Origin of the sequence: Rhodovulum sp. MB263 (assembly GCF_002073975.1) — a bacterium.
Taxonomy (GTDB): domain Bacteria; phylum Pseudomonadota; class Alphaproteobacteria; order Rhodobacterales; family Rhodobacteraceae; genus Rhodovulum.
Map to the genome: position 1 here is coordinate 2,280,464 of NZ_CP020384.1, position 23,463 is coordinate 2,303,926.

A 23,463-nucleotide genomic window follows, 5' to 3' on the forward strand; every position below is an offset into this window, starting at 1 on the left:
TCTCGCTTCGGATCGCCCCATTGCTACTGGCGCCCCGCCGCGAACTCAAGCCGGGCACAGCGTCGTCTCACGGTGACGTGCAAGCCAGAGCAGCGACAGGATGAGCGGGGCATTGCCGATCTCGCCGGTCTCGACCAGCTCCATCGCCCGGGCGAAGGGCACGACATGGGCACGGATATCCTCGCCCTCGGTCGCAAGCCCGCCAAGCCCGCCCGCCTCGGCGCCGAGATCGGCCTCGCCGACAAAGGAATATATGTATTCGGCCTTGGCCCCGGGCGAGGGATAATAGCCATAGCAGCGATGCAGCGCGCCAAGCGCGATCCCCGCCTCCTCGAGCGCCTCGCGGCGCACCGTCTCTTCGGGGCTCTCGCCCGGATCGATCAGCCCGGCAATGGCCTCCACCGACCAGAGCTGGCTGTCGCCGCGCGCATAGGGCCCGGCACGGAACTGCTCGATCAGCAGCACGGCGTCGCGGGCCGGATCGTAGGGCAGCACGGTCGCGGCATCCCCGGTCAGGAAGGCCGCCCGCACCATCTCGTCGCTCATGCCCCCGTCGAAACGGGCATGGCGGAAGGTGTATTCCTCGACGGCGAAGAAATTCGCATAGGGCTGGGCGCGGCCGGTCTCGACGATATCGCCCGGTCGGGTCGGTTTTCTCAGGCTTGCGGGCCCCGGCGCGCGCGCGCGCAGCGTCGAGCCGGCGCGGGCCAGCATCATCCGGTAACGCCGGGCATTCAGCTCGGGCGGGCGGTCAGGATAGCCCAGCATCACCTCGCCCGCGGCCTCGGTCACCAGATCGGCCCAGCGCGCGCGCCAGAGCCCGAACTCCCAGGGCGCGCCGAGCTCCGCCGCCCCCGAGCGGTCATGGACATAGATCCCGGCCGCGACCGGCCCCTGGCCCGTCTCGACCGTCACCTCGTCGCGGCGAAAGCCGTGGCCCCCCTCATAATAATCGAGCCGGGCAAGATCCCCGGCCGTCAGCTCCGAAAGCAGCAGCCCGGAGGCCTGCGCGCCGGGCGCGGGCAGGATCAGCGGAAAGCCCTCGCCCCGGGCCAGAAGCAGGGCATGATCCGGCAGCCGCGCCGGACAGGTTTCGAGCGTCTCGGCAGGGCGGTCCAGGACCCGCGCCAAGAGCGGAAGATGGCACAGCGTGCCGTAAAGGAACATGCGTTCCATGTCGGTGTCCTTCAGGTCCAGAAATGTGAGATGGGCCCGGCCGTCAGCCCGGCCAGCCCGCCGCCGACCGGCAGGGTCCCGAGGCCTGCGGGCAGGCCGCCCGCAAACCCGCCCGGGCCCTTAAGCGCCCCGACAGGCGCACAAGCCCCCGCCCCGTCCCCGGCAGGGCTCGAGAGCCTGGGGAGGGCCCGCAACGCGGTCATGCGCTCCCGCGCCCTGCGCGCAGGGCCTTGTCCGCCGTCATGACCGGAACGCGCGCGCCGCGCCGGCCCCCGGCAATGAGGGCATGCGACAGGCTTGGCGGCAAAGGGCATGGATCAGGCGGGCCGTGCGACAGTCAGCTGGGTCACGTCGCAGTTTCCGCTCTGAAAGGTGGCTGCGCAAGACGCGAGATAGAGGTTCCACATCCGCCGGAACCGGGTATCGAAGCCCAGCCGCGCGATCTCGTCCCAGTGCTCGTTGAAGGTCTCGTGCCAGCGCCGGAGCGTCAGCGCATAGCTGTCGCCGAATTCCATCGAGCGCCGGATCTCGAGCCCGGCCGCGCTGGCCTGGGCGCGCAGCACGCCGGGGCTGGGCAGCATGCCGCCGGGGAAGATGTATTTCTGGATGAAATCGACGCCCTTGCGATAGATCTCGAAGCGACGCTCCTGCACGGTGATGACCTGCAGCGTGGCCTGCCCGCCGGGCTTGAGACAGTCCGTCACCTGGCGGAAATAGGTCGGCCAGTATTTCTCGCCCACCGCCTCGAACATCTCGATCGAGGCGATGCCGTCATAGCGCCCGGTCTCGTCGCGGTAATCCTGCAGCTTGATCTCGACCCGGTCGGCAAGCCCCGCCTTGGCGATCCGCGCCACGGCATAGTCATGCTGCTCGCGGCTGATGGTCAGCCCGGTGACCTTGAGGCCCCGCTGTCCGGCGGCATATTCGGCAAAACCGCCCCAGCCGCAGCCGATCTCGAGCACGTGATCGCCCGGCGCGACACCCATCTGGTCGACCATGGCGGCATATTTCAGCTCCTGCGCGGCCTCGAGGCTTTCCTGCCCGGTGCGGAACAGCGCCGAGGAATAGGTCATCGTCTCGTCGAGCCAGAGCCCGTAGAAGGCGTTGCCGAGGTCGTAATGATGCGAGATGTTCTTGCGCGCCTGGGTCTTCGAATTGCTTTGCAGCCAGAAGCGCAGCCGCTCATAGGCGCGGATCAGCCCGAGCCCGGGGAACCCGTCGAAGAGATCGTCGTTATCGGCATGGACGAGGTCCATGAAGGCCATCAGGTCGGGGGTCGACCAGCCGCCCTCGACATAGGCCTCGCAAAAGCCCAGATCGCCCTCGCGGATCAGCCGGGCGAAGACGTCGCCGTCATGGATGTCGAGCTGGGCCACCGGGCCGGGGCCGCAGCCCTCGGCGCGAAAGCGCCGCCCGTCCGGCAGCACGAAATCAAGCCGCCCATGGGCCATGCGCCCGGCAATATCGAAGACCTGTGTGAAATAGCGCGGCAGGTCGACCTGCCCTCTCGTACTCGTCAGGACAGTCATCCTGGCTCCCTCGTTCCCTTATGGTTCTTGTCATTATGCGTGCTGCGATTGTGCAGATCGCGCGCGGCCGTGCAACGTCCTAGCCCTCCCGTGCCTGATAGGCCGCCAGCGCGCGGCGGCGCCCGGCCCCGGGCGTGACCGCCGGTTCCGGATAGGCAGCCTCGGGCGACAGGGCCCAGGCGCGCGGGATCGCGTCGAAATAATCCAGCGCGCCGGGGGCGGGGGTGTCGCGCCCCTCGGCGATCCAGGCGTCGCGATAGGCGCCGTCGGGATCGAATTTCGCGGCTTGCGTCTCGGGATTGAAGATCCGGAAATAGGGCGCGGCATCGGGGCCCGATCCGGCCACCCATTGCCAGCCCATCGCATTCGAGGCCGGGTCCCAGTCGGTCAGGTGATCGGCGAACCAGTCCATGCCCACCCGCCAATGGGTCATCAGGTTCTTGGTCAGCCAGGAGGCCGCGACCATCCGGGCGCGGTTATGCATGGTGCCGGTGACATACATCTCGCGCATCGCGGCATCGACGAAGGGAATGCCGGTGCGGCCGCGCTTCCAGGCGGTTGCCTCGGGGCTGTCGCCATCCGTCGACCAGGGAAAATTGTCCCAGCCCTCGCGCCAGTTCCGCTCGGCGATATGCGGGCTGTGCCACAGGAGATGCCAGGCGAATTCGCGCCAGACCAGTTCCCTGAGAAAGGTCTCGGCCCCGGCCTTGCCGTCCTCCATCGCCCTCAGCCCCGCATGCCAGCAGCTGCGCGGGGAAATCTCGCCCCAGCTCAGATGCTCGGATAGGCCCGAGGTGGCCTCCGCCGCCGGAAAATCGCGCCGCTCGGCGTAATCGGCGATCCTGTGCGCCACGAAGGCGCCCAGCCGTCCCTGCGCCGCCGCCTCGCCGACCGAGGCATGCCGCGCCAGCACCTCGGCCCCCCGGCCAAGCGCGGCCCCCATCCGCCAGCTCTCGATCTCGTCGCTGGCGGGCCAGAAATCGGGGCGCGGGATCAGCCCGGGCGCGGGCGCGGGCTCGGGGACGTCACGGCCGCGCACCGCCTTCCAGTAGGGCGTGTAGACCTTGTAGAACCCGCCCTGCCCGGTCTCGACCGTCGAGGGCTCGAACAGCAGATGCCCGGCAACAGCGCGAAGCTCGATCCCAATCCCGTCAAGCCCGGCCTCGACAGCCTTGTCGCGGGCAAGCCCGGCGGGGTCGTAGGCACGGCTCCGGATGATCTCGGCGGCACCCGTTTCGGACACCACTCTGCGCAACACCCCGAGCGCATCGCCACGGCGCAGGATCAGCCGCGAGCCACGCTCGCCCAGCGCCCGGCCAAGCGCGGAAACGCCTTCGCCCAGCCGCCATTTCGCCGCCGCGCCCAGCGTCTCGACCGTCTCGTCATGGATGAAGAGCGGCACCACGGGCCGGCCAGAGCCCGCTGCCGCGGCAAGCGCGGCGTTGTCGCCGAGGCGCAGGTCGCGACGGACCCACCAGATCACGGGCGCTTGGTCTGACATCGGGTAGTGCCATATCCCCTTGAAGGACCGCCCTGACGCGAGTCCTAGAGTTCCGAATCTAGCGCGGCGATCAGCCGGTCAACCTCTTCGGGGAGGGTGTAGTGCAGCAGGCTCAGGCGCAGCACGCCCAGCTTAGGGTCGATCCCCATCGCATCAAGCAGCCGCCGCGCGTAGAAATGCCCGCCCGCAGCCAGCACGCCGCGCGCCGCCAGACGCCCGGCGAGCTCGGCAGCCGGCCGGTCGAGCGCGATCGACACCGTCGGCAGACGCGCCGGCCCGGCCCTGCCCGGGCCGAGCACCCGCACATCCGGCCGGGTCGCGAGATAGTCGAGAAGCGGCGCCAGCAACAGGGTCTCCTGTGCCCGGATCATACCGGCCACGATCCCGGCCCGGGCATGGGCATCGCGCCCGCCCCGGACATGATGATCGTAAAGCGCGTCGATATAATCCGAGATCCCGGCCGTGGCCGCCACCTGCGCATGATCCGGCCCGGCCGTGTCGAACCGGCGCACCGCATCCTCGCCGTTGAACCAGTGGCCCTGGTTGGGAAGCTGATAGGCCAGTTCGCGCCGGACCAGCATCGCCCCCTGATGCGGCCCGAAGGTCTTGTAGGTCGAGAACAGGTAGATATCGGCCCCGAGCGCGGGCAGATCGGGCAGCCCGTGCGGCGCGAAGCTGACCCCGTCGACGCAGGTGAAGGCTCCGGCCCGGCGCACCATGGCGGTGATGCGGGCGACATCGTTGACCTCGCCGAGAATGTTGGAGGCATGCGGAAAGCAGACCAGCCGCACGGTCTCGTCCAGCAGCGGCTCGAGCCGCTCGGGGTCGAGATGCCCGGTCCCGGGATCGACCTTCCATTCCCGGACCTCGATGCCGCGCGCCGCCAGACGCCGCCAGACGCCGGAATTGGCCTCGTGATCCTGATCGGTGACGACAATGGCCTGGCCGGGCGCCATCCAGTCGCCGAAGGCCTGGGAAAGCACATAGGTATTGGCGCTGGTCGAGGGGCCGAAATGCAGCTCGTCCCTGGCTATGCCCAGATGCGCGGCAAGGCGGGTGCGGGCCTCGTCCATCTCTTCGCCCGCAAGGCGCGAGACGCCGAAGGCGCCATGGGGCTGGACCTTGCGTTCCTGGTAGAAGCGGTGCAGCCGCCAGATCACGTAGCGGCAGGCATAGGAGCCGCCCGCATTCTCGCAGAACACCTTGTCGCGCAGATCCTTGCACCCGAAGGCGGGGAACTGATTACGAACAAATTCGGTATCGAGCGCAACCATTCCCCACCCGGATGCTGCCTGGCCGTTCCGACCTGTCTAATAGGCCAAGTGCGGCCACGCAACGCCTTGAAATCCGGGTCCTACGCACTAGGACCCGGACGACTCGCGGCTAGCGGCTCTCGGTCTGCAGCCCCCGGAAGATCGAGAAGCACATGACCAGCAGCACCAGCGTGAAGGGCAGCCCGGTCGAGATCACCATAGCCTGCAGCGCCGAGAGCCCGCCCCCGACCAGCAGAACGATGGCCACCGCGCCCTCGAAGGTGCACCAGAACACCCGCTGGGGCAGAGGCGCGTCGATCTTGCCGCCCGCGGTGATCGTGTCGATGACCAGCGATCCCGAATCCGACGAGGTGACGAAGAACACGATCACCAGCACGATACCGATCACCGAGGTGACCGAGGCCCAGGGCAGCGCCTCGAGCATCGCGAAGAGCGACATCGGCGGGTTGTAGGTGTCGATCACCTGCGCCTTGACCGCACTGTTCACCGGATCGGACAGCACCTGGTCGATGGCCGCACCGCCGAAGACCGCCATCCACAGCACGCAGACGAGGCTGGGGATCAGCAGAACGCAGACCACGAATTCGCGCACCGTCCGGCCCCGGCTTACACGGGCGATGAACATGCCGACGAAGGGCGACCAGGAGATCCACCAGGCCCAGTAGAAGGCGGTCCAGCCCTGCAGGTAATCGGTATCTTCGCGACCGAACGGGTTCGACAGCGACGGCAGATCCTTGACATAGGCCATCATGCCCTCGCCGAAATCGGCCAGGATGGTCCCGGTCGGCCCGGCCAGCAGCACGAAGAGCAGCAGCAGCGCCGCCACGACCATGTTGATTTCCGACAGCACCTTGACGCCGCCATCGAGCCCGCGCAGCACCGAGATCAGGGCGATCGCGGTGATGCCGGTGATCAGCAGGATCTGCACCGTCAGACCCTCGGGTACGCCGAAGACATGGCTCAGCCCGGCATTGGCCTGCTGCGCCCCGAAGCCCAGCGAGGTGGCCAGGCCGAACAGCGTGGCGAAGACCGCGAGAATGTCGATGACATGGCCGGTCCAGCCCCAGATCCTGTCGCCGAAGATCGGGTAGAAGGCCGAGCGGATCGTCAGCGGCAGCCCCTTGTTATAGGTGAAAAGCGCCAAAGCCAGCGCCACGATGGCATAGATCGCCCAGGGATGCAGGCCCCAGTGATAGATCGTGGCGGCCAGCCCCATCTCGCGCGCCGCATCGACATTGCCGGGGATCAGGCTGCCATCGGCGGCAAAGGGCGAGGGCGTGCCCAGCGGCTGCGAGATCGCCATGTGATAGACCGGCTCGAGCACGCCGAAGAACATCAGCCCGATGCCCATTCCGGCGGCGAACAGCATCGCGAACCAGCCCGTATAGCTGTAATCGGGCGTCGCATCGGCGCCGCCCAGCCTGACCCGCCCCACCGGCAGCACGATCAGCGCCAGACAGAACAGCACGAAAACATTGGCCGCGCTCAGGAAGAACCAGTCGAAGGTCGAGGTCAGGAACGGCCTGAGCCAGCCGAACACCGCACCGGCCTGCGCAGGCAGCGCGAGCGCGTAGAACACGAAGGCCATGATGCAGAGCCCGGACACCAGAAAGACCGGGTTGTGGATGTCGAAACCGAAGGGTCCCACACTGCCTTCGATATTGTCCTGACCGATCTCGTAATCCGTCTCGATCAGGTCCGCATCGCCTTCCGGCGCGGGAATGCCCTGATCCGAGAGCTGTTCCGTTGTCTGGTCACTCATACTCGTTCCTTCTGCTTGATTTCTCAGGGGCGCTTGTCCGAGGCCCCGTCATCGGGCCGCACCAGAAGCACCGAGACGCGCGCATGCCCGGCCAGCCGACCGCCATGCGAGGGCCAGATCCGCTCGGCCGCGCCCGGCAGATGACTTGCCATCACCACCAGATCGGCGCCCTCTTCCTCCAGCGCCCGCATCAGCGCCGTGTCGAGCTCGGCCGCGGGGTCCGGACAGACGATCACCCGCGCGGTGGCGCGGTGACCATGGGCTTCGGCCTCGGCCCGGGCAAAGGCCTCGAGCTTCTCGCGGTATTCCCCGGGCGAGCGCGCCAGCCGGCCCGGTTGCGGCGCGGTCACCGCAACATAGGTGACGCCGATGCCGTAATGCCGCGCGAGATCGCCCGCGACGTCGCAGGAGCGCTTGAGCGCTTCGGCATGGGCCAGATCGACCGGCACCAGTATCTGCTTGAACATGGACCCTCCTTCATGGACCCGTCTTCCCCGGCGGCCTGAAGGGCAGAGCCCTGCCCCGCCCGCCTCCGTATCGGAACACAGATTAGAAGTTTTTGTTCGAAAGACCAAGCTTTCGCCCGAGAACGGCCCGTTCCGCCCACGAAATCCACAACGGATTAGCGCTATTTAATTGATTTAAGATGATAAATATTTTCAAGAGACGCTTAGCCTGGATAAGCAGATCGTCTTCATTCCAACAGATCGCCAGAGTCGAAAAGAGGCGCAACCTCGCGGCGCGCCTCTTTTCCGGCCCGTTCCGGAAGGGTCAGGCGTTCACGTCGACGACGACCCGGCCCTGCACCTGTCCCTTCAGGATGTCTTCGCCGAGCCCGGGCAAATCCTCCAGCGTCGCGTTGCGGATCATGCCCCTGAGCCGGTCCAGCGGCAGGTCCGTCGCGATCCGCTTCCAGGCGCGCAGCCGGGCCTCGTAGGGCTGCATCACGCTGTCGATGCCCAGAAGGTTGACCGCCCTGAGGATGAAGGGCGTGATCAGTGCGCCCTCGATTGCGGCGCCGCCCGCAAGCCCCACGGCCGCGACCGAGGCGCCGTATTTCATCTGCTTCAGGACCCGGCCCAGCATTGCGCCCGCCACCGGATCGACGCAGCCGGCCCAGAGCTCGCTCTCGAGCGGCTTGCGCGTCACATCGGACAGTTCCTCGCGCGGCACGATCCGGCTGGCCCCGAGGGAGCGCAGATAATCCTCGGACCCGGGGCGGCCGGTCACCGCCGCCACCTCATGGCCCAGCTTCGACAGAACCGCCGTCGCCACCGAGCCCACGCCCCCCGAGGCGCCGGTGACCAGAACCGGGCCGTCGCCGGGCTTCAGCCCGTGATCCTCCAGCGCCAGGACCGCCAGCATCGCGGCCATGCCGGCCGTGCCGACCGCCATCGCCGAATGTGTCGACAGCCCGTCGGGCAGCGGCACCAGCCAGTCGGCCCTGACCCGCGCCCGCTGGGCATAGCCGCCCCAATGCACCTCGCCCACGCGCCAGCCGGTCAGCACCACCCGGTCGCCGGGCCTGTAGCGCGGATCGGCGCTTTGCTGGACAACGCCCGCGAAATCGATCCCCGGCACATGCGGCCAGTGCCGCACCAGCCCGCCGCCCGACCCCAAGCACAGGCCGTCCTTGTAGTTCAGCGTCGAATACTCGACCGCGACCGTGACATCGCCCTCGGGCAGACGGTCCTCGTCAAGATCCTGCACCGCGGCATGGGTTTTTCCCTCTTCGTCCTTCTCGACGACCAGCGCCTTGAACATGCGTGTTCCCTCTTTTCCGGTTTTCCCTAACCGACGAGATCCGGCATCAGAAACAGATCGGTCGGTGCCGTCAGCACCCCGGCCGCCGTCAGCATCGCATGGATCTGGCCGCGGTGATGAGTCTGGTGGTTGAACATGTGAACGATGCAGATCGCGCGCGGCACCACCATCTCGCGCCCCGCCGCGCCCGAATACCAGGCCAGATCGCCCGCGAGACCGGGCTCGGACAGGCCCTGCGCCCAGCGGCTGATCCGGGCATCGGTGATCTGGCGCTTCGAGCGGTATTCCGACCAGTCGGCGACGAAGCCCGCGCTGTCCTCGAGACGGACATGCGGCGCCTCCCAGCCGTCGAGCCGCGACATCCAGACGTGATCGGCCCAGAGCAGATGTGCCATCGTGCCCTGGATCGACCCCCAATGCGCCCCCCGCGCGGCCATGCGCTCGGCCGCGTCGAGCCCGGCGACCGCCTCCATCATCGCGCGGTTCTGCCAGCGATTGTACCGCGCCATCAGTCGGCACCACCCGGCCGTGACCATTGCCTGTCCCATCTGTCCGTCCTCTTGTCTTGGCCCCCTTGTGGCAGACCGGCGCGGCAGAGGCGAGTCCCGCCAATGCCCTTGAGCGAAGCCCGGCGCACGGCTAGCGTGAAGCCGATCCAACCCCAAAGCGAGGGAAGCCCATGACCGTCCGCCCGATTCTCGTCAGCACCGCGGCCCTGATCGCCGGGTCCGCCGCCTGGGCCGCCGATCCCGATCTGCTGGTCTTCGACTATTCCGGCTTCGAGGACCCGGCCTTCCATGTCGATTATGCCGAAAAATACGGACAGGAGCCCAGCTTCACCTTCTTCGGTGACGAGGAGGAAGCGCTCCAGAAACTGCGCTCGGGCTTCCGGACCGATGTCAGCCATATCTGCGCGGGCTCTGTCACCAAATGGATCGAATCCGGCATTCTCGAGCCCTGGGACACCGCGAAGATCGCCGCCTGGGACGATATCAACGCCGATCTCAAGGGCACCGACGTGGCCGATACCGGGGCCGAGGTCTATTTCGTGCCGACCGATTTCGGCTCGACCGGCATCGCCTACAACACCGAGGACGTCCCGGCCGGGGACGTGGCCTCGCTCGACGTGTTCAAGGATCCCAAATACGAGGGTCGGGTGACGTTGCCCGACAATGTCGACGACACCTTCGCCCTGGCCTATCTGGCGACCGGCACCACCGACTGGACCAGTGTCACCGATGCCCAGTTCGACGCCGCCGTCGACTGGCTGCGCGAGGTCCATCCGAATCTGCGCACCTACTGGACCGACCCGGCCGAACTGGCCCAGTTGCTGGCCTCGGGCGAGGTGCTGGTCTCCTGGGCCTGGAACGAGACGCTGCCGACCATGGTCGAGCAGGGCTTCCCGGTCGGCTTCCAGCGCGAGCCCCGGGAAGGCTCCTCGCTCTGGGTCTGCGGCTATGTCGATCTCAAGGACGGCCCCGGCTCCGAGCAGAAGGCCTATGACTTCCTCAATTCCATGCTTGCGCCCTCCTCGACCCAGGCGCTGCTCGACGCGGGCTACGGCCAGGCCAATGCCAGGGCGATGGCGGCGATCGGCGACGAGGCGCTGACCGAGGTCGGGCTCGGGCCGATCGACGTGCCGGTTCTGGCCCAGTTGCCGATGCCGGGCGAGCTGCGCGAGAAGCAGGCGGCCGCCTTCGAGAAGATCAAGGCGGGCTTCTGAGCCCCCTCGCGGCCGACGCCCGCGACACGAACGCGCGGCGCCCCCCCGGATGGGGCGTCGCTTTTTTCTGCGCCCAGGCCGCAGGCTCCATCCCGGCCCGAAAGAGCTGGCCCAGATTTCCCCTCCGCGCGAAGCGTAGCATCTCGTTACCCGATGACCTCACCCGATGATATTCCGCAGTCGCTGTGCGGGGCGGGATTGCAGAAGGTGGGCGCGCCGCTTTCGGCCTCGAGCAGGATCTCGAGCGCGCCCTCGCCATCTACGGAATAGCGGGCCCGGAGCGTCAGCGGACCGGGCAGGCCGCCGGTGCCTTCGGGCAGCGACAGGTCGCGCCCTCGCCATTTCATGCCGGAGAACGGCCTGCCTGCGGGACATGCGGCACCAGGCTCAATCGGCTCAGGGAATGCCGGACTTGCAGGGCGAAAACGCCCGAGGCTGAACGACTCGCGCCGCACGAGATCCGGGACAAGCTCGGCCGGGCCCCCTTGGCGATGATGGCGCGGATCCCCTCAGCTTCGAGATCGAGCCCCCTACCGGCCGAGCCCCGGATCTGCCCCGCCCGCCGCGATCTCGGAACCGACGCCCTCAGATGCGCCGGCGGCATCTGCTACGCGGCCAGCGCCTTTGCGGAACTCGTCAAAGCCCCGCCGACAAGGCGTTCAGCGCCGCCATCACCGAGCTGCTCGACCGCGCCATGAAGGGAGGAGAGAACGATGCCGGAGCATCCATCTCGACCAGTGCCGATCGACCTTCGCCCGAAGGAGGCCCCCGCTTTGCTCGGGGTCAGCACATCCAGGTTTCACCGATGGATCAACCGTGCCGGAGACGAGTGGCGCCCCATCAAACGCGGCAAGGTAAGGCCGCGAGATCCGAGGATATTCAAGGCCGGCCAGAAAGGCACGAAACATGAAATCCGCATGTCGGGATCGTTGCTACACAGGCCAACGCATCAGGAGAACACACGAGGAACCGGGTTGTGTTCCAGACAAAAGAAAACCAGCCAACCAGCTGATTTTCTTTGGAGTATGGTGCGGTCGAGAAGACTCGAACTTCCACGGGAGTTACCCCACAGCGACCTCAACGCTGCGCGTCTACCAATTCCGCCACGACCGCACGTGTCGGCTAGTGCGGCGGTTCATAACGAGTCGGATCGGGGATGTGAAGGGGCATTTTTGCGTTTTTTGCGCCGCCGGGTGCGGCGCAGCGACAGGGCGCCACAAGCCCCCGAAATCCGGCGCAGCCTTCGCGCCCGGGCCCGCCCCGAAAGTCCTCTGGCGCAGGGTTTGCCCGCTGCGCCGGGACCGGCCTTGGCCGCGACATCGCCGCCATCGCCCGAGACAAGGGATCGGAGGGCGGGGGCATCAGCGCAAGGCAGCCCATTGCAACTTTCGCCGTCATGCCGACATGTCTGTGCTGACGGCCACGAACGCGCCGGCCTCCGCCCGAAGGCAGGACCGCCTGCCCCGGCGGGGCTGGCCGCGACAGAAGGAAGACCTGAGCATGGAGCCGGAATGGCTTGAACTGAAAGACCTTTCTCCTTACGAGGAGACGGTTGCCGCAATGGAGACCAGAGCGACAGAGATCGCAGCCGGACAGGCCCGCGAGGCGATCTGGCTGGTCGAACATCCACCGCTTTATACCGCAGGCACCTCGGCACGGGCCGAAGACCTGACCGATCCGGGCCGGTTTCCGGTCTACGAGACCCGGCGCGGCGGCCAGTTCACCTATCACGGGCCGGGCCAGAGGGTGGTCTATGTCATGCTCGATGTGGGACGCCGCGGCCATGACGTGCGCCGCTTCGTCTGGCAACTGGAGCAATGGGTGATCGAGACCCTCGCCGAATTCAATGTCCGGGGCGAGCGGCGTCCGGGCCGGGTCGGGGTCTGGGTGGTCCGCCCCGATCTGCCGCCCGGGCCGTCGGGCGCGCCGCGCGAGGACAAGATCGCCGCCATCGGCGTGCGTCTGCGGCGCTGGGTCAGCTTCCACGGGCTCTCGATCAATGTCGAACCGGATCTCGGGCATTTCGACGGGATCGTGCCCTGCGGCATCCGCGGCCATGGCGTCACCAGCCTGGTCGATCTGGGGCTGCCGGTGACGATGGGCGATGTCGATACCGCGTTGCGGCAGAGCTTCTCACGGGTCTTCGGGCCGCTTCCGCCCGAGAACGACGCCTGAAACGCCCCCCGGCGGAACGGGCCGGACCAGAGGGACGCGGACAGCGCGGCACAGGCGCCGGTCAGGGCCGCGAGCGAGGCCCCCTGGCAGTCCTCGTCAGGACTTGAACGCGCGCGCCGAGATATCCTTCAGGGACGCCGTTTCCTCGATCAGGAGCGCGCGGCGGCCGCTCTCGGCCGGGGCCGCGGCAGTGCCCTTCAGATCCTGCAATTCGCGTTCGAATTCCTCGGCCTTCAGCCGGAAGAAGCGCTGCGACAGATCTTCATACATCTCGCGCGCCAGCAACAGCCCCATCCCGATCGCCGACAGGATGAAGAGCGGGTGCTGGTAGATGAAGAGAAACGTGACCAGATGCACCGTGATCAACGCCAGCGCACCGGCGCGCAAAAGCAGCGCCGGCCAGTCTTCGGGTTTGACATTCTTCAGATATCTCAGCATGGACCGATCCCCGCCTCCGTGTAAGCCATCACGTTATCTGCCCTGAACCCCGGGCGGAAGGGCACGAAGCCCCCTTCCCCGACCCCTTACGACGCTGCTTTGCAGATGGCCATGCGCGCCCGCGACGCAAGGGGCACAAAGCCCGCCTGGCGGGCGCCCCGCCTGCGCTCAGGTCAGCCGTTGACGGACCATCGGACCGACGGCGGCGAAATCCATCCGCCCGGCATATCTGGCCTTCAGCTGCGCCATCACCTTTCCCATGTCGCGGATCGAATTGGCCTCGGTCTCGACGATTGCCGTGCCGATGGCCTCGTCGACCTCGTCCGCGGTCAGCTGGCGCGGCAGATATTCCTCGATCACCGCGATCTCGGCGCGTTCGCGTTCGGCCAGATCGAGGCGCCCGCCCTCTTCATAGGCACGGGCGCTTTCCTGTCGCTGCTTGACCATGCGGGCGAGGATCGCCAGCACCTCGGCCTCGCTCACGCCCTCCTCGCCATCCCCGGTGCGGGCCGCGATGTCGCGGTCCTTGATCGCGGCATTGATCAGCCTCAGCGTTCCGAGCCGGTCCGCCTCCCTGTCCTTCATCGCCGCCTTGAGCGCCGCAGAAATGCGGGTGCGTAGGTCCATCGGCTGCCTCTTGTCGTTTGCCAAGGTCAAGTTGAGCAAGATAAGGGTGGGGCCCAGGCATGACAACCCTGGCAAGATGACGCTAAGATACTGAATTTAAACGATTCTACATTTTGCCGCTGGCCCTTGATTCTTCTTTTGCCTCGACCTAGTGTCCGGCCGACCAGCGCCCAGGAGTTCCCGATGCCAGCCGCAACGCCTCACCCGACCGCCTGCCTGACCCTCGCTGACGGAACCGTCTTCTATGGCCAGGGCTTCGGCGCCGTGGGCGAGACGGTGGCCGAGCTCTGTTTCAACACCGCCATGACCGGCTATCAGGAGATCATGACCGACCCCTCCTATGCGGGTCAGGTGGTGACCTTCACCTTCCCCCATGTCGGCAATGTCGGCGTCAATGGCGACGATGACGAAACCGCCGATCCGGTCGCCGCAGGCATGGTGGTCAAATGGGACCCCACCGAGCCCTCGAACTGGCGCGCCACCGATGCGCTGAAGGACTGGCTGGCCCGGCGCGGCCGGATCGGGATCGGCGGCATCGACACGCGGCGACTGACCCGGGCGATCCGCCAGCAGGGCGCGCCGCATGTGGCGCTGGCCCATGATCCCGAGGGTCGGTTCGACATCGAGAAGCTGGTGGCAAAGGCGCGCGCCTGGTCCGGCCTGGTCGGGCTCGACCTGGCCAAGGATGTCACCTGCGCCCAGAGCTATCGCTGGGACGAGATGCGCTGGGCCTGGCCCGAGGGCCACGCGAAACGCACCGAGCCCGGCCACCGGGTCGTGGCCATCGACTATGGCGCCAAGCGCAACATCCTGCGCTGCCTGGCCTCGGCCGGCTGCGACGTGACCGTGCTGCCCGCCAGCGCCAGCGCCGAGGATGTGCTGGCGCTCGAGCCCGAAGGCGTGTTCCTGTCGAACGGCCCCGGCGATCCGGCTGCGACCGGTGAATACGCGGTGCCGATGATCCGCAAGATCCTGGACAAGGACGTGCCGCTGTTCGGGATCTGCCTTGGCCACCAGATGCTGGCCCTCGCCCTTGGCGCGAAGACCGTCAAGATGAATCACGGCCATCACGGCGCCAACCACCCGGTGAAGGATCTCGAAACCGGCAAGGTCGAGATCACCTCGATGAATCACGGCTTCACCGTCGACAGCCAGACCCTGCCCGAGGGCGTCAAGGAAACCCATGTCTCGCTGTTCGACGGGTCGAATTGCGGCATCCGCATGACCGACCGGCCGGTCTTCTCGGTGCAGTATCACCCCGAGGCGAGCCCGGGCCCGCAGGACAGCTACTATCTGTTCGAACGCTTCGTGACCGCGATGGCAGACCGCAAGCAGGCCTGACGGGCGGGGGCTACGGCCCCTGCCCCCTGAACCTTCCGCGCGCCGGCGCTCAGTCTTCCAGAAGCTCCAGCACCCGTTCGGGCGGGCGGCCCAGGACGGCGCGGCCATCGGCCATCGCCAGCGGCCGCTCGATCAGCTTCGGATGCGCGGCCATGGCCGCGATCAGCACCTCGTCGGGGGCCTCCTTCGTAAGTTCCAGCTCGGCAAAGAGCGGCTCGCCGGTCCGCATCATGCCGATGGCGGGACCGCCCAGCATGTCGAGAACCTCGCGCAACTCCTTCTCGTTCGGCGGCACCTCGAGATAGCGCCGCACCCGGGGCTCGACGCCCCGCTCCTGCAGAAGCGCCAGAGCCGCGCGCGACTTTGAACAGCGCGGGTTGTGCCAGATCACGATCGCCGTCATGTCCTGCCTCCTATTGCCAGTCCTCTCGCCCCGTGCCCACGGCCTCGGAGACATGGGCGAACCCGTCCCGCGCCAGCAGCCCGTCGAGCCCCTCGACGATGTCGCGCACGAGACTCATGCCGCCATAGACGAGCGCGGTGTAAAGCTGCAGCGCCGAGGCGCCCGCGCGGATCTTGGCATAGGCCTCCTCGGCCGAGCCGACACCGCCCACCCCGATCAGCGGCAGACGCCCGCCGGTCGCGAGCGACAACCGCGCCAGAACCCGGGTCGAGCGCGCGAAAAGCGGCGCTCCCGACAACCCGCCTGCCTGCCCCGCATCCGCGCTTTTCAGCCCGCTCCGGGCCAGCGTGGTATTGGTGGCGACGATGCCCGAAACCCCGGCCTCCAGCGCCACGGCGGCGATATCGTCGATCTCGGCATCGCTCAGATCCGGCGCGATCTTGAGGAAAACCGGGACCGGGCGGGAAAGTTCCGCCCGCGCCGCCATCACGCCCGCCAGAAGCGCCGCCAGTGCGTCGCGGCCCTGCAGATCGCGCAGCTTCTCGGTATTGGGCGAGGAGACATTGACCGTGGCGAAATCGACATGCGGCCCACAGGCCCTCAGCACCGTGGCGAAATCGGCCGCCCGGTCGGGACTGTCCTTGTTGGCCCCGAGGTTCAGCCCCACCGGCACGCCCGCAGGCCGCGCCGCCAGCCGGGCGCCGATCACCGCCATGCCCTCGTTGTTGAAGCCGAAGCGGTTGATCGCGGCCCGGTCCTCGATCAGACGAAAGAGCCGCGGGCGCGGATTGCCGGGCTGCGGGCGGGGCGTCGCGGCGCCCACCTCGAGAAAGCCGAAGCCCGCGCGCATCAGCGGGCCCAGCGCCACCGCGTTCTTGTCATAGCCGGCGGCGAGCCCGACCGGGTTGGGCAGCGAAAGCCCGGCCAGATCGGTGGCGAGCCGCGGGCTGGTCAACTGCCCCGGCAGCGGCACGAGGCCACCGCGCAGTGCCATCAGCGACAGCGCATGGGCCCGTTCCGGCTCGATCCGGTGAAACACCGCCAACCCCACCCGTTCGAACGGCGTCATATCATGCCCTCGGGAAAGATATGCCCCGTCGCACCCAGCGGCAGCGACTTGTCCCAGACCAGATCCGCAAGCCGGAGTTCGCGGTAGAGATGCGGAAAGAGCGCGCCGCCGCGCGAGGCCTCCCATTTCAGGTCGGCCCCCAGACGCTCGGCCGCGACCGCGACCAGAACCAGGTCGCTTTCCCCGGCGAAATGCTTCTCGGCGGTGGCGGCCACCTGCCCGGCGGTCGAGAGATGGATGAAGCCATCGGCCAGATCGACCGGCGCGCCGCGGCTGGCGCCCCGTTCACGGAGCGCGTCCCATTCGGCGCGTCGGAAAATCTTGTAAATCAGCATGCGCCCGACATGCCCGCTGCCGCGGCCCGGGTCAAGCGCGGCGGGCTTTGACAGGCTCTGCGAACCGCGCCAATCTGCGCGAATCGACCAGATGGAGACCCGGACCGATGATCATGCGCATCTTCCCTGCGACCGCGGCACTGGCGCTGCTGGCCGGCACCGCGCAGGCCGATATCGCGCTGACCCTGCTGCATACCAATGATGTGCATGCCCGACTCGAGCCGATCTCGGAATACGATTCGGGTTGCTCCGAAGAGGACAATCTGGCCGGCGCCTGTTTCGGCGGCACCGCGCGGCTGGCCACCGCCATCGCCGCGGCGCGGGCCGAAGGCCGGCCGACCCTGCTGTTCGATGCCGGCGATCAGTTCCAGGGCACGCTGTTCTACAGCTACTACAAGGGCAAGGCCGCGGCAGAGATGCTCAACCGGCTGGGCTATGATGCGATGGCCGTCGGCAATCACGAATTCGACGACGGTCCGGGCGGGCTGGCCGAGTTCGCCGCCCGGCTGAGGATGCCGCTCTTGATGGCCAATGCCGATCTCTCTGCCGAGCCACGGCTGAAGGATGCGATCCGGAAATCGGTGGTGATCGAGGCGGCGGGCGAGCGGATCGGCGTGATCGGCCTGACGCCGCGCAGCAATCCCGAGCTGGCAAGCCCCGGCCCCGATATCGTCTTCACCGATCCGGTTGAGGCGGCGCAGGCCGAGATCGACCGCCTGACCGCCCAGGGCATCGACAAGATCGTCCTGCTCAGCCATTCCGGCCATGAGACCGACAAGCGGATCGCGGCCGAAACCACCGGCCTCGACGTCATCGTCGGCGGCCACAGCCACAGCTTGCTGTCGAACACCGACGAGACCGCCGCGGGCCCCTACCCGACCATGGTGGGCGATACCGCCATCGTGCAGGCCTATGCCTATGGCCGGTATCTCGGCCGCCTGGACGTGGTCTTCGACGACACTGGCAAGCTGGTGTCGGCCGAGGGCGAGCCGATCCTGCTCGACGCCTCGGTCGCCGAGGACGAAGCCGTCAAGGCCCGCATCGCCGAGCTCGCCCGGCCGCTCGACGAGATCCGCCGGAAGGTCGTGGCCGAGACGTCGGCCCCGATCGATGGCGATCGCGGCGCCTGCCGCGCGGGCGAATGCGCGATGGGCAATCTGGTGGCCGAGGCGATGCTCGACCGGGTGCGCAGCCAGGGCATCTCGATTGCGATCCAGAATGGCGGCGGCCTGCGTGCCTCGATCGACGAGGGGCCGGTGACCATGGGCGAGGTGCTGACGGTCCTGCCGTTCCGGAACACGCTTGCGACCTTCCATGTCAGCGGCGCGACGGTGCGCGCGGCGCTCGAGCACGGGCTGAGCCAGGCCGAGGAGGGCGCGGGACGCTTCCCGCAGGTCGCAGGCCTGCGCTTCAGCTGGGATCCCGCGGCGGCGCCCGGCCACCGGCTGCGCAAGATCGAGGTGAAGGAGGGCACAGAGTGGGAACCCCTTGACCCCGAGAAGAGCTATGGCCTCGTGTCGAACAACTATGTCCGGAACGGCGGCGACGGCTACACCATGTTTCTCGACGCCCGCGAGGTCTATGATTTCGGCCCCGACCTGGCCGATGTCACGGCCGAGTACCTGGCCCGTAACGCGCCCTATGCGCCCGGGACCGACGGCCGCATCGCCACCGACTGAGCCTTTTGCCCCCGGACCCGGGCCCGAGACCGGTCCCGGCCGGATCGCGGTCCGGTGGTCGCACCCCAGCCCCGGTTCAGCACCTTTCCGCGCCCCCTCCGGATACCGGCAGAGCACCGGCGGGTACTGGCTGGCTACTGGCCAGTCCCTCTCCGCGCCGGGGGCCTTGCGATCTTCCGGGTTGAACTTGCGCTGCGTGACGGGTTCAACGGGCCGAGCCCGTCCGCCGGAGAGCCGCGATGCCCGATCCCCGTTCCGCCCTGCCCGACCCGGACCCGGCCGCACCTTCCGGGACGACCGGCGTGCTGGTCGCGGGCGCGGGCTTTGCCGGGCTGACAGCGGCCATCGAGGCACGGCTTCGCGGCGCCGAGGTGACGCTGATCGATCCGGCCCCGAGGCCGCTTCTGGGCGGGAATACCCGCCATTCCCGCAATATCCGCCTTGCCCATGACGGCGAGACCCGCTGGCAGCGCGGTAGCTACACCGCCTCCGAATTCGAGGCCGATATCGCGAGGCTCGTGCCTTCCGATACCGGGCTTGCGGGCGTTCTGGCGCGGGGCTCGGCCGAGCTCGGGCCCTGGCTGGCGGCACGCGGCGTCGCCTTCGAGCCCTGGGACGAGGGCAACCTGCCCTTCTCGCGCCGCACCGCCTTCTTTCTGGGCGGCGGTCAGGCGCTGACGAATGCCCTCTGGCGCGCGGCCGAGCGGCTGGGCATCCGCATCCTCGAAGGCCGGATCGAGGCGCTGCCACCCGACTGGGCCGAGGACCGGCCGCTTCGGCTGAGCGTGCAGACAGGCCCCCGTGAGACAGACACCGGGACCTGCCATATCGAGGCCGGGGCTCTGATCCTGGCCACGGGCGGGTATGGCGCCAACCGGGCCGCGCTTGTCCGCCATCTCGGCCCGGGCGCGGCCGCCTTCGCCAATCGCGGCACCCCGTATCAGGAGGGCGCGCCGCTTCTGTGGCTGATGGCCCATGGTGCGGCCACGGTCGGGAAGCCGGGCGACGGCCATCTCGTCGCTGTCGATGCGCGCGCCCCCGGTGAGGATGCAGGCATCGTCAGCCGCGCCGACGGCATGCATCTCGGCCTCGTCGTCGATGCGAGGGGACAGCGGTTCCGCGACGAGGGCTCGGATGTCGGATCGGCCCGCTATTCGGTCTGGGGCCGGGCGCTGGCCGGGCGCGCCGATCCGCGCGCCTGGCTGATCCTCGATGCCGACGGCGCGGCCAGGCTGCCGCCCCTGCCTTACCCGCCGCTCAGCGCCGGAAACCCGGCCGATCTGGCAAGGCTTTGCGGCATCGACCCCACGGGGCTTGCCGCGACGCTGGAGGCGCTCGCCGCGCATCTCGACCGCGGCGCCCCGCTCGAACCGCCCCGGAGCCGCCCCGAAGGCCTGCCCTTCCCGGCGCCCCTCCGCCCGCCCCTCGCGGCGATCCCGCTGCTGCCGGGGCTTGCCTTCACCCGCCACGGGGTCGCTGTCGACGGCACCGCCCGGGTGCGGCTCGAGGACGGCGGCAGCGCGCATCGGGTCTTTGCCGCGGGCGCCGCGATGGCGGGCGGGCTGCTGGGCCAGGGCTATCTCTCGGGCAGTGCGCTGGCAATTGGCGGGGTCTTCGGCCGGATCGCCGGGGCGGGCGCGGCCAGCATCGCGGGCCCCGACGCCCGCCAGGCCGGGCCCGGCGCCGTCCCGTCCCTCCCGGCGGCGGACCCCGCCCCCCCCCTCTCACAGCCTGCCTCCGCGGCCTCCGGGCCCTGGCAGGAGGCCGCCCGCGCGCTGAACATCTGCAATAGCTGCGGTTTCTGCACCGGGCTTTGCGCGGTCTTTCCGGCGGCCCAGCTCCGTCCGGCCCTCGCGGCAGGCGATCTGCGCCACCTGGCGCATCTTTGCCATGACTGCCGCTCCTGCCATTACGACTGCCAATATGCCCCGCCCCATGCGCTGGCGGTGAACCTGCCCGCGGCCCTGGCCGAGGCGCGCGCAGCCGATTACGCCGCCGGCCTGCCCGCGCGCCTGCCCGGGGCGATCTTCCTGCTCTGCCTTCTCGGCCTGCCGCTGCTGGCCCTTCTGGCGATCCCGCCCGAGAGGCTCTTTGCCACCGGCACCGCGCCCGGCGCCTTTTACGAGGTGATCCCGCATTGGCTCATGGCCGGAGGCGCGGGGCTGGCTTTCGGCGGCGCGGCGCTGGTGCTGGCGATCCGGCTCGGACGGTTCTGGCATCAGACCAGAGGCCCCGCCGCGCGGCCGGGCATCCGCCCTTTGGCCCGGGGGCTTGGCGCGGCGCTGCGGCTTACCAATCTCGGCGCGGATCGCGGCTGCGACGGGCCGCGGGGCCCGACCGGCCCGGCGCGGCGGATCTTCCATCACCTGCTGGCGGGCGGCTTCGTGCTGACCGGGCTGGCGACGCTGGCCGGGGCCCTGCTTCACGCCCGGGGCGAGATCGCGCCCTATCCGCTGGCCTCGGCCCCGGTCGGGCTGGGCACGCTGGGCGGTCTCGCCATGCTTGCCGGGCTTGCCGGGCTTGCGGGACTGTCGCATCGGCGCATCCGGGCCGACCGCCGCCCTGCCTCGGCCCGGATGGAGACCGCCGACCGCGACCTGAGACGCGCCCTGGGCATTGTCGCGGGCTCGGGCCTCGCGCTGCTGGCCCTGCGCGACGGGCCGGCGATGGGGCTGATGCTGGCGCTCCATCTCGGGTCGGTCCTGGGGCTCGCGCTGGCGCTGCCCTTCGGCAAGCTCTCGCACGGGGCCTATCGCGGCCTCGCCCTGATCCGCCATGACGCCGAACGCGCGGCCCGGCCAAGGCCCCGTCGCTGAGACCCGTTACCGAACCCTGCCCCCCAGGCATCGTCCCCAAGCATCGCGCTTGACAAGCGCGCTCCCGGAAGGGCATGAACCGCCGCGCTGGTGCCCGTCATCGGACGGGTGAAAAGGGAATGCGCCAGAGGCCGGGTTCGATGCATCGGGCCTTCAAGCGCAGCCGCCCCCGCGACCGTGACCGGAGAGGCCGCCCGCATGCCACTGACCCGAACGGGCCGGGAAGGCAGGGCCGCCGCCGAAGGCCCCTGCCTTCGAGATCCGCAAGCCGGGAGACCTGCCAGCGCAGACGACGTGAACCGGACGGGGTGTTCCGGTGTCGGGTCCGGCTTCGGCTCTGCCCGCTCCCGCCCTTGTCCTCCGACCCGTGGGGCCCGACGATGAGTGTTTCCGTTTCCTTCCGCCGCTCCTTCCGCGACCGGAGCCGCCCGGCATGAGCGCGCCCGAGGCCCCTGCGGTCGAGCTTCTGGTCTGCACCACCTGCAAGCGCCGCCAGCCCGCCGATCCCGATGCCCCCCGCCCGGGCAGCCTGCTTCACGAGGCCGTCCGGGCTCATGGCCTGCCCGAAGGCGTGCGCCTTGTGCCCGTCGAATGCCTCTCGGCCTGTGCCTCGGGTTGCACCGTCGCGCTGCGGGGACCGGGCCGCTGGACATATGTCTATGGCAATTTCGACGAGACGACCGGCGCGCCCATCATCGCCGAGGGCGCCCGCGCCTATCGCGACGCCGCCGACGGGCTCGTGCCCTGGCGCGAGCGCCCCGAGCATTTCCGCAAGAACTGCATTGCCCGTATCCCGCCCATGGAGGCCCTGAAATGACCGATCTCGCCAAACTTCCCGTCACCGTCGTCACCGGCTTTCTCGGCTCGGGCAAGACCACGCTGATCCGCCACCTGATGCAGAATGCGGGCGGCCGCCGCCTGGCCGTCCTGGTCAATGAATTCGGCGATGTCGGCGTCGATGGCGAGATCCTGAAGGGCTGCGCCCTGCCCGACTGCCCGGCCGAGAACGTGGTCGAGCTTGCCAATGGCTGCATCTGCTGCACCGTCGCCGACGAGTTCATCCCGACGATGGAGGCGCTTTTGCAGCTCGAGCCGCGCCCCGACCATATCCTGATCGAGACCTCGGGGCTGGCCCTGCCGAAACCTCTGCTGAAGGCGTTCGACTGGCCCGCGATCCGCTCGCGCATCACCGTCGACGGGGTGATCGCGGTGGCCGATGCCGAGGCCGTGGCCGCGGGCCGCTTCGCGCCGAATGTCGCCGCCGTCGATGCCCAGCGCGCCGCCGATGACAGCCTCGATCACGAGACGCCGCTGTCCGAGGTCTTCGAGGACCAGATCGCCTGCGCCGATATCGTGCTGCTGACCAAGCCCGATCTCGCCGGCCCCGAGGGGCTGGCCGCCGCCCGCGCCGTGATCGAGGCCGAGGCGCCGCGCAAGCTGCCCGTGGTCGAGGTGACCGAGGGCGCGGTCGATCCGCGCGTGATCCTGGGACTTGGCGCGGCCGCCGAGGACGATCTCGACGCCCGGCCCAGCCATCATGACAGCGGCGCCGAGCATGACCATGACGAATTCGAAAGCGTGGTGATCGATCTGCCCGAACAGGACGACCCCGAGGCGCTCTCGGCCCGGATCGAGGCGCTGGCGCGCACGCAGAACATCCTGCGGGTCAAGGGCCATGTCGCGGTCGCGGGCAAGCCGATGCGGCTTCTGGTGCAGGCGGTGGGCGCGCGGGTGCGCCATCAGTTCGACCGGCCCTGGGGGCCGGACGAGACCCGCGCCACCCGGCTTGTCGTGATCGCCGAGCATGACGATATCGACGAAGGCGCGATCCGCGCGGCTCTGAGCGCCTGA

At 68.8% G+C, this 23,463-nt stretch carries 21 protein-coding genes, 1 tRNA gene and 1 riboswitch; of the genes, 7 read left to right on the plus strand and 15 right to left on the minus strand.

Features of this window, described 5'->3' with window-relative positions; genetic code table 11:
* Positions 1 to 45: 45 nt before the first annotated feature.
* The 8 genes from B5V46_RS10630 to B5V46_RS10670 all read right to left on the minus strand — a co-directional run bounded on the left by B5V46_RS10630 (position 46) and on the right by B5V46_RS10670 (position 9,554).
* Complete coding sequence (locus tag B5V46_RS10630) at positions 46 to 1,176, minus strand: NUDIX domain-containing protein (protein WP_080616577.1); 1,131 nt, start codon at positions 1,174 to 1,176, stop codon at positions 46 to 48.
* 317 nt (positions 1,177 to 1,493) lie between these two features.
* Positions 1,494 to 2,705, minus strand: a complete 1,212-nt coding sequence (locus tag B5V46_RS10640) for a cyclopropane-fatty-acyl-phospholipid synthase family protein (protein ID WP_080616579.1) — start codon at positions 2,703 to 2,705, stop codon at positions 1,494 to 1,496.
* A gap of 79 nt (positions 2,706 to 2,784) precedes the next feature.
* Positions 2,785 to 4,206: a deoxyribodipyrimidine photo-lyase gene (locus tag B5V46_RS10645; protein ID WP_080616580.1), complete on the minus strand. Its 1,422-nt coding sequence runs from the start codon at positions 4,204 to 4,206 to the stop codon at positions 2,785 to 2,787.
* Positions 4,207 to 4,250: 44 nt separating this feature from the next.
* On the minus strand, positions 4,251 to 5,480 hold the full coding sequence (locus B5V46_RS10650; protein WP_080616581.1) for an aminotransferase class V-fold PLP-dependent enzyme: 1,230 nt from the start codon (positions 5,478 to 5,480) through the stop codon (positions 4,251 to 4,253).
* 109 nt (positions 5,481 to 5,589) lie between these two features.
* Positions 5,590 to 7,242, minus strand: a complete 1,653-nt coding sequence (locus tag B5V46_RS10655) for a BCCT family transporter (protein ID WP_080616582.1) — start codon at positions 7,240 to 7,242, stop codon at positions 5,590 to 5,592.
* A 23-nt stretch (positions 7,243 to 7,265) separates the two neighbouring features.
* The gene (locus tag B5V46_RS10660; protein ID WP_080616583.1) at positions 7,266 to 7,709 is read right to left on the minus strand and encodes a universal stress protein; all 444 of its coding nucleotides are present in this window, start codon (positions 7,707 to 7,709) and stop codon (positions 7,266 to 7,268) included.
* A 304-nt stretch (positions 7,710 to 8,013) separates the two neighbouring features.
* The gene (locus B5V46_RS10665; protein ID WP_080616584.1) at positions 8,014 to 9,006 is read right to left on the minus strand and encodes an MDR family oxidoreductase; all 993 of its coding nucleotides are present in this window, start codon (positions 9,004 to 9,006) and stop codon (positions 8,014 to 8,016) included.
* 26 nt (positions 9,007 to 9,032) lie between these two features.
* On the minus strand, positions 9,033 to 9,554 hold the full coding sequence (locus B5V46_RS10670) for a DinB family protein (RefSeq protein WP_231119090.1): 522 nt from the start codon (positions 9,552 to 9,554) through the stop codon (positions 9,033 to 9,035).
* 131 nt (positions 9,555 to 9,685) lie between these two features.
* Between B5V46_RS10670 and B5V46_RS10675 the strand changes: the two genes are divergently transcribed.
* The gene (locus tag B5V46_RS10675; RefSeq protein WP_080616585.1) at positions 9,686 to 10,729 is read left to right on the plus strand and encodes an extracellular solute-binding protein; all 1,044 of its coding nucleotides are present in this window, start codon (positions 9,686 to 9,688) and stop codon (positions 10,727 to 10,729) included.
* A 146-nt stretch (positions 10,730 to 10,875) separates the two neighbouring features.
* On the opposite strand, the gene B5V46_RS10680 is transcribed toward B5V46_RS10675, so the two are convergent.
* Both B5V46_RS10680 and B5V46_RS10685 read right to left on the minus strand, forming a co-directional pair.
* Positions 10,876 to 11,076 carry a hypothetical protein gene (locus B5V46_RS10680; RefSeq protein ID WP_080616586.1) on the minus strand — a complete coding sequence of 67 codons (201 nt, stop codon included), beginning with the start codon at positions 11,074 to 11,076 and terminating at the stop codon, positions 10,876 to 10,878.
* A gap of 679 nt (positions 11,077 to 11,755) precedes the next feature.
* Positions 11,756 to 11,842 (minus strand) — tRNA-Leu (locus B5V46_RS10685).
* Between the two features lie 387 nt (positions 11,843 to 12,229).
* Here B5V46_RS10685 and lipB point away from each other — a divergent pair.
* Positions 12,230 to 12,904: a lipoyl(octanoyl) transferase LipB gene (gene lipB, locus B5V46_RS10690; RefSeq protein WP_155774025.1), complete on the plus strand. Its 675-nt coding sequence runs from the start codon at positions 12,230 to 12,232 to the stop codon at positions 12,902 to 12,904.
* 96 nt (positions 12,905 to 13,000) lie between these two features.
* On the opposite strand, the gene B5V46_RS10695 is transcribed toward lipB, so the two are convergent.
* Both B5V46_RS10695 and B5V46_RS10700 read right to left on the minus strand, forming a co-directional pair.
* Positions 13,001 to 13,342, minus strand: coding sequence for a hypothetical protein (locus B5V46_RS10695; RefSeq protein WP_080616588.1), 342 nt, complete (start codon positions 13,340 to 13,342; stop codon positions 13,001 to 13,003).
* 168 nt (positions 13,343 to 13,510) lie between these two features.
* Positions 13,511 to 13,969 carry a GatB/YqeY domain-containing protein gene (locus B5V46_RS10700; protein ID WP_080616589.1) on the minus strand — a complete coding sequence of 153 codons (459 nt, stop codon included), beginning with the start codon at positions 13,967 to 13,969 and terminating at the stop codon, positions 13,511 to 13,513.
* 183 nt (positions 13,970 to 14,152) lie between these two features.
* Here B5V46_RS10700 and carA point away from each other — a divergent pair, with 183 nt between their 5' ends.
* Positions 14,153 to 15,310, plus strand: a complete 1,158-nt coding sequence (gene carA, locus B5V46_RS10705; protein WP_080616590.1) for a glutamine-hydrolyzing carbamoyl-phosphate synthase small subunit — start codon at positions 14,153 to 14,155, stop codon at positions 15,308 to 15,310.
* A gap of 49 nt (positions 15,311 to 15,359) precedes the next feature.
* On the opposite strand, the gene arsC is transcribed toward carA, so the two are convergent.
* From arsC to B5V46_RS10720, 3 genes are read right to left on the minus strand one after another with little or no spacing between them, the layout of a single operon-like run.
* Complete coding sequence (gene arsC, locus B5V46_RS10710) at positions 15,360 to 15,713, minus strand: arsenate reductase (glutaredoxin) (RefSeq protein WP_080616591.1); 354 nt, start codon at positions 15,711 to 15,713, stop codon at positions 15,360 to 15,362.
* Between the two features lie 10 nt (positions 15,714 to 15,723).
* Positions 15,724 to 16,782: a quinone-dependent dihydroorotate dehydrogenase gene (locus B5V46_RS10715; RefSeq protein WP_080616592.1), complete on the minus strand. Its 1,059-nt coding sequence runs from the start codon at positions 16,780 to 16,782 to the stop codon at positions 15,724 to 15,726.
* Positions 16,779 to 17,117, minus strand: coding sequence for a DUF952 domain-containing protein (locus B5V46_RS10720; RefSeq protein WP_080616593.1), 339 nt, complete (start codon positions 17,115 to 17,117; stop codon positions 16,779 to 16,781). The genes B5V46_RS10715 and B5V46_RS10720 overlap by 4 nt, the downstream gene beginning before the upstream one ends.
* Positions 17,118 to 17,224: 107 nt before the next feature.
* Between B5V46_RS10720 and B5V46_RS10725 the strand changes: the two genes are divergently transcribed.
* The 4 genes from B5V46_RS10725 (at position 17,225) to cobW (ending at position 23,463) form a co-directional block, all read left to right on the plus strand.
* On the plus strand, positions 17,225 to 18,796 hold the full coding sequence (locus B5V46_RS10725) for a bifunctional UDP-sugar hydrolase/5'-nucleotidase (RefSeq protein WP_080616594.1): 1,572 nt from the start codon (positions 17,225 to 17,227) through the stop codon (positions 18,794 to 18,796).
* Between the two features lie 239 nt (positions 18,797 to 19,035).
* Positions 19,036 to 21,612, plus strand: coding sequence for an FAD-dependent tricarballylate dehydrogenase TcuA (gene tcuA / locus B5V46_RS19790; RefSeq protein ID WP_155774026.1), 2,577 nt, complete (start codon positions 19,036 to 19,038; stop codon positions 21,610 to 21,612).
* A 71-nt stretch (positions 21,613 to 21,683) separates the two neighbouring features.
* A riboswitch (cobalamin riboswitch) is annotated at positions 21,684 to 21,912 on the plus strand.
* A 133-nt stretch (positions 21,913 to 22,045) separates the two neighbouring features.
* The gene (locus B5V46_RS10735; RefSeq protein ID WP_080616595.1) at positions 22,046 to 22,429 is read left to right on the plus strand and encodes a DUF1636 domain-containing protein; all 384 of its coding nucleotides are present in this window, start codon (positions 22,046 to 22,048) and stop codon (positions 22,427 to 22,429) included.
* Positions 22,426 to 23,463, plus strand: a complete 1,038-nt coding sequence (cobW, locus tag B5V46_RS10740) for a cobalamin biosynthesis protein CobW (RefSeq protein WP_080616596.1) — start codon at positions 22,426 to 22,428, stop codon at positions 23,461 to 23,463. The genes B5V46_RS10735 and cobW overlap by 4 nt, the downstream gene beginning before the upstream one ends.

Coding starts and splice junctions, on each gene's coding strand:
- B5V46_RS10660 (WP_080616583.1), bottom strand. CDS start 7,709: ATGTTCAAGCAGATACTGGTGCCGGTCGATCTGGCCCATGCCGAAGCG.
- cobW (WP_080616596.1), top strand. CDS start 22,426: ATGACCGATCTCGCCAAACTTCCCGTCACCGTCGTCACCGGCTTTCTC.
- B5V46_RS10640 (WP_080616579.1), bottom strand. CDS start 2,705: ATGACTGTCCTGACGAGTACGAGAGGGCAGGTCGACCTGCCGCGCTAT.
- B5V46_RS10680 (WP_080616586.1), bottom strand. CDS start 11,076: ATGAAATGGCGAGGGCGCGACCTGTCGCTGCCCGAAGGCACCGGCGGC.
- B5V46_RS10670 (WP_231119090.1), bottom strand. CDS start 9,554: ATGGGACAGGCAATGGTCACGGCCGGGTGGTGCCGACTGATGGCGCGG.
- B5V46_RS10720 (WP_080616593.1), bottom strand. CDS start 17,117: ATGCTGATTTACAAGATTTTCCGACGCGCCGAATGGGACGCGCTCCGT.
- lipB (WP_155774025.1), top strand. CDS start 12,230: ATGGAGCCGGAATGGCTTGAACTGAAAGACCTTTCTCCTTACGAGGAG.
- B5V46_RS10675 (WP_080616585.1), top strand. CDS start 9,686: ATGACCGTCCGCCCGATTCTCGTCAGCACCGCGGCCCTGATCGCCGGG.
- tcuA (WP_155774026.1), top strand. CDS start 19,036: ATGCCCGATCCCCGTTCCGCCCTGCCCGACCCGGACCCGGCCGCACCT.
- B5V46_RS10715 (WP_080616592.1), bottom strand. CDS start 16,782: ATGACGCCGTTCGAACGGGTGGGGTTGGCGGTGTTTCACCGGATCGAG.
- B5V46_RS10630 (WP_080616577.1), bottom strand. CDS start 1,176: ATGGAACGCATGTTCCTTTACGGCACGCTGTGCCATCTTCCGCTCTTG.
- B5V46_RS10700 (WP_080616589.1), bottom strand. CDS start 13,969: ATGGACCTACGCACCCGCATTTCTGCGGCGCTCAAGGCGGCGATGAAG.
- B5V46_RS10645 (WP_080616580.1), bottom strand. CDS start 4,206: ATGTCAGACCAAGCGCCCGTGATCTGGTGGGTCCGTCGCGACCTGCGC.
- B5V46_RS10725 (WP_080616594.1), top strand. CDS start 17,225: ATGATCATGCGCATCTTCCCTGCGACCGCGGCACTGGCGCTGCTGGCC.
- B5V46_RS10650 (WP_080616581.1), bottom strand. CDS start 5,480: ATGGTTGCGCTCGATACCGAATTTGTTCGTAATCAGTTCCCCGCCTTC.
- arsC (WP_080616591.1), bottom strand. CDS start 15,713: ATGACGGCGATCGTGATCTGGCACAACCCGCGCTGTTCAAAGTCGCGC.
- B5V46_RS10665 (WP_080616584.1), bottom strand. CDS start 9,006: ATGTTCAAGGCGCTGGTCGTCGAGAAGGACGAAGAGGGAAAAACCCAT.
- B5V46_RS10735 (WP_080616595.1), top strand. CDS start 22,046: ATGAGCGCGCCCGAGGCCCCTGCGGTCGAGCTTCTGGTCTGCACCACC.
- B5V46_RS10695 (WP_080616588.1), bottom strand. CDS start 13,342: ATGCTGAGATATCTGAAGAATGTCAAACCCGAAGACTGGCCGGCGCTG.
- carA (WP_080616590.1), top strand. CDS start 14,153: ATGCCAGCCGCAACGCCTCACCCGACCGCCTGCCTGACCCTCGCTGAC.
- B5V46_RS10655 (WP_080616582.1), bottom strand. CDS start 7,242: ATGAGTGACCAGACAACGGAACAGCTCTCGGATCAGGGCATTCCCGCG.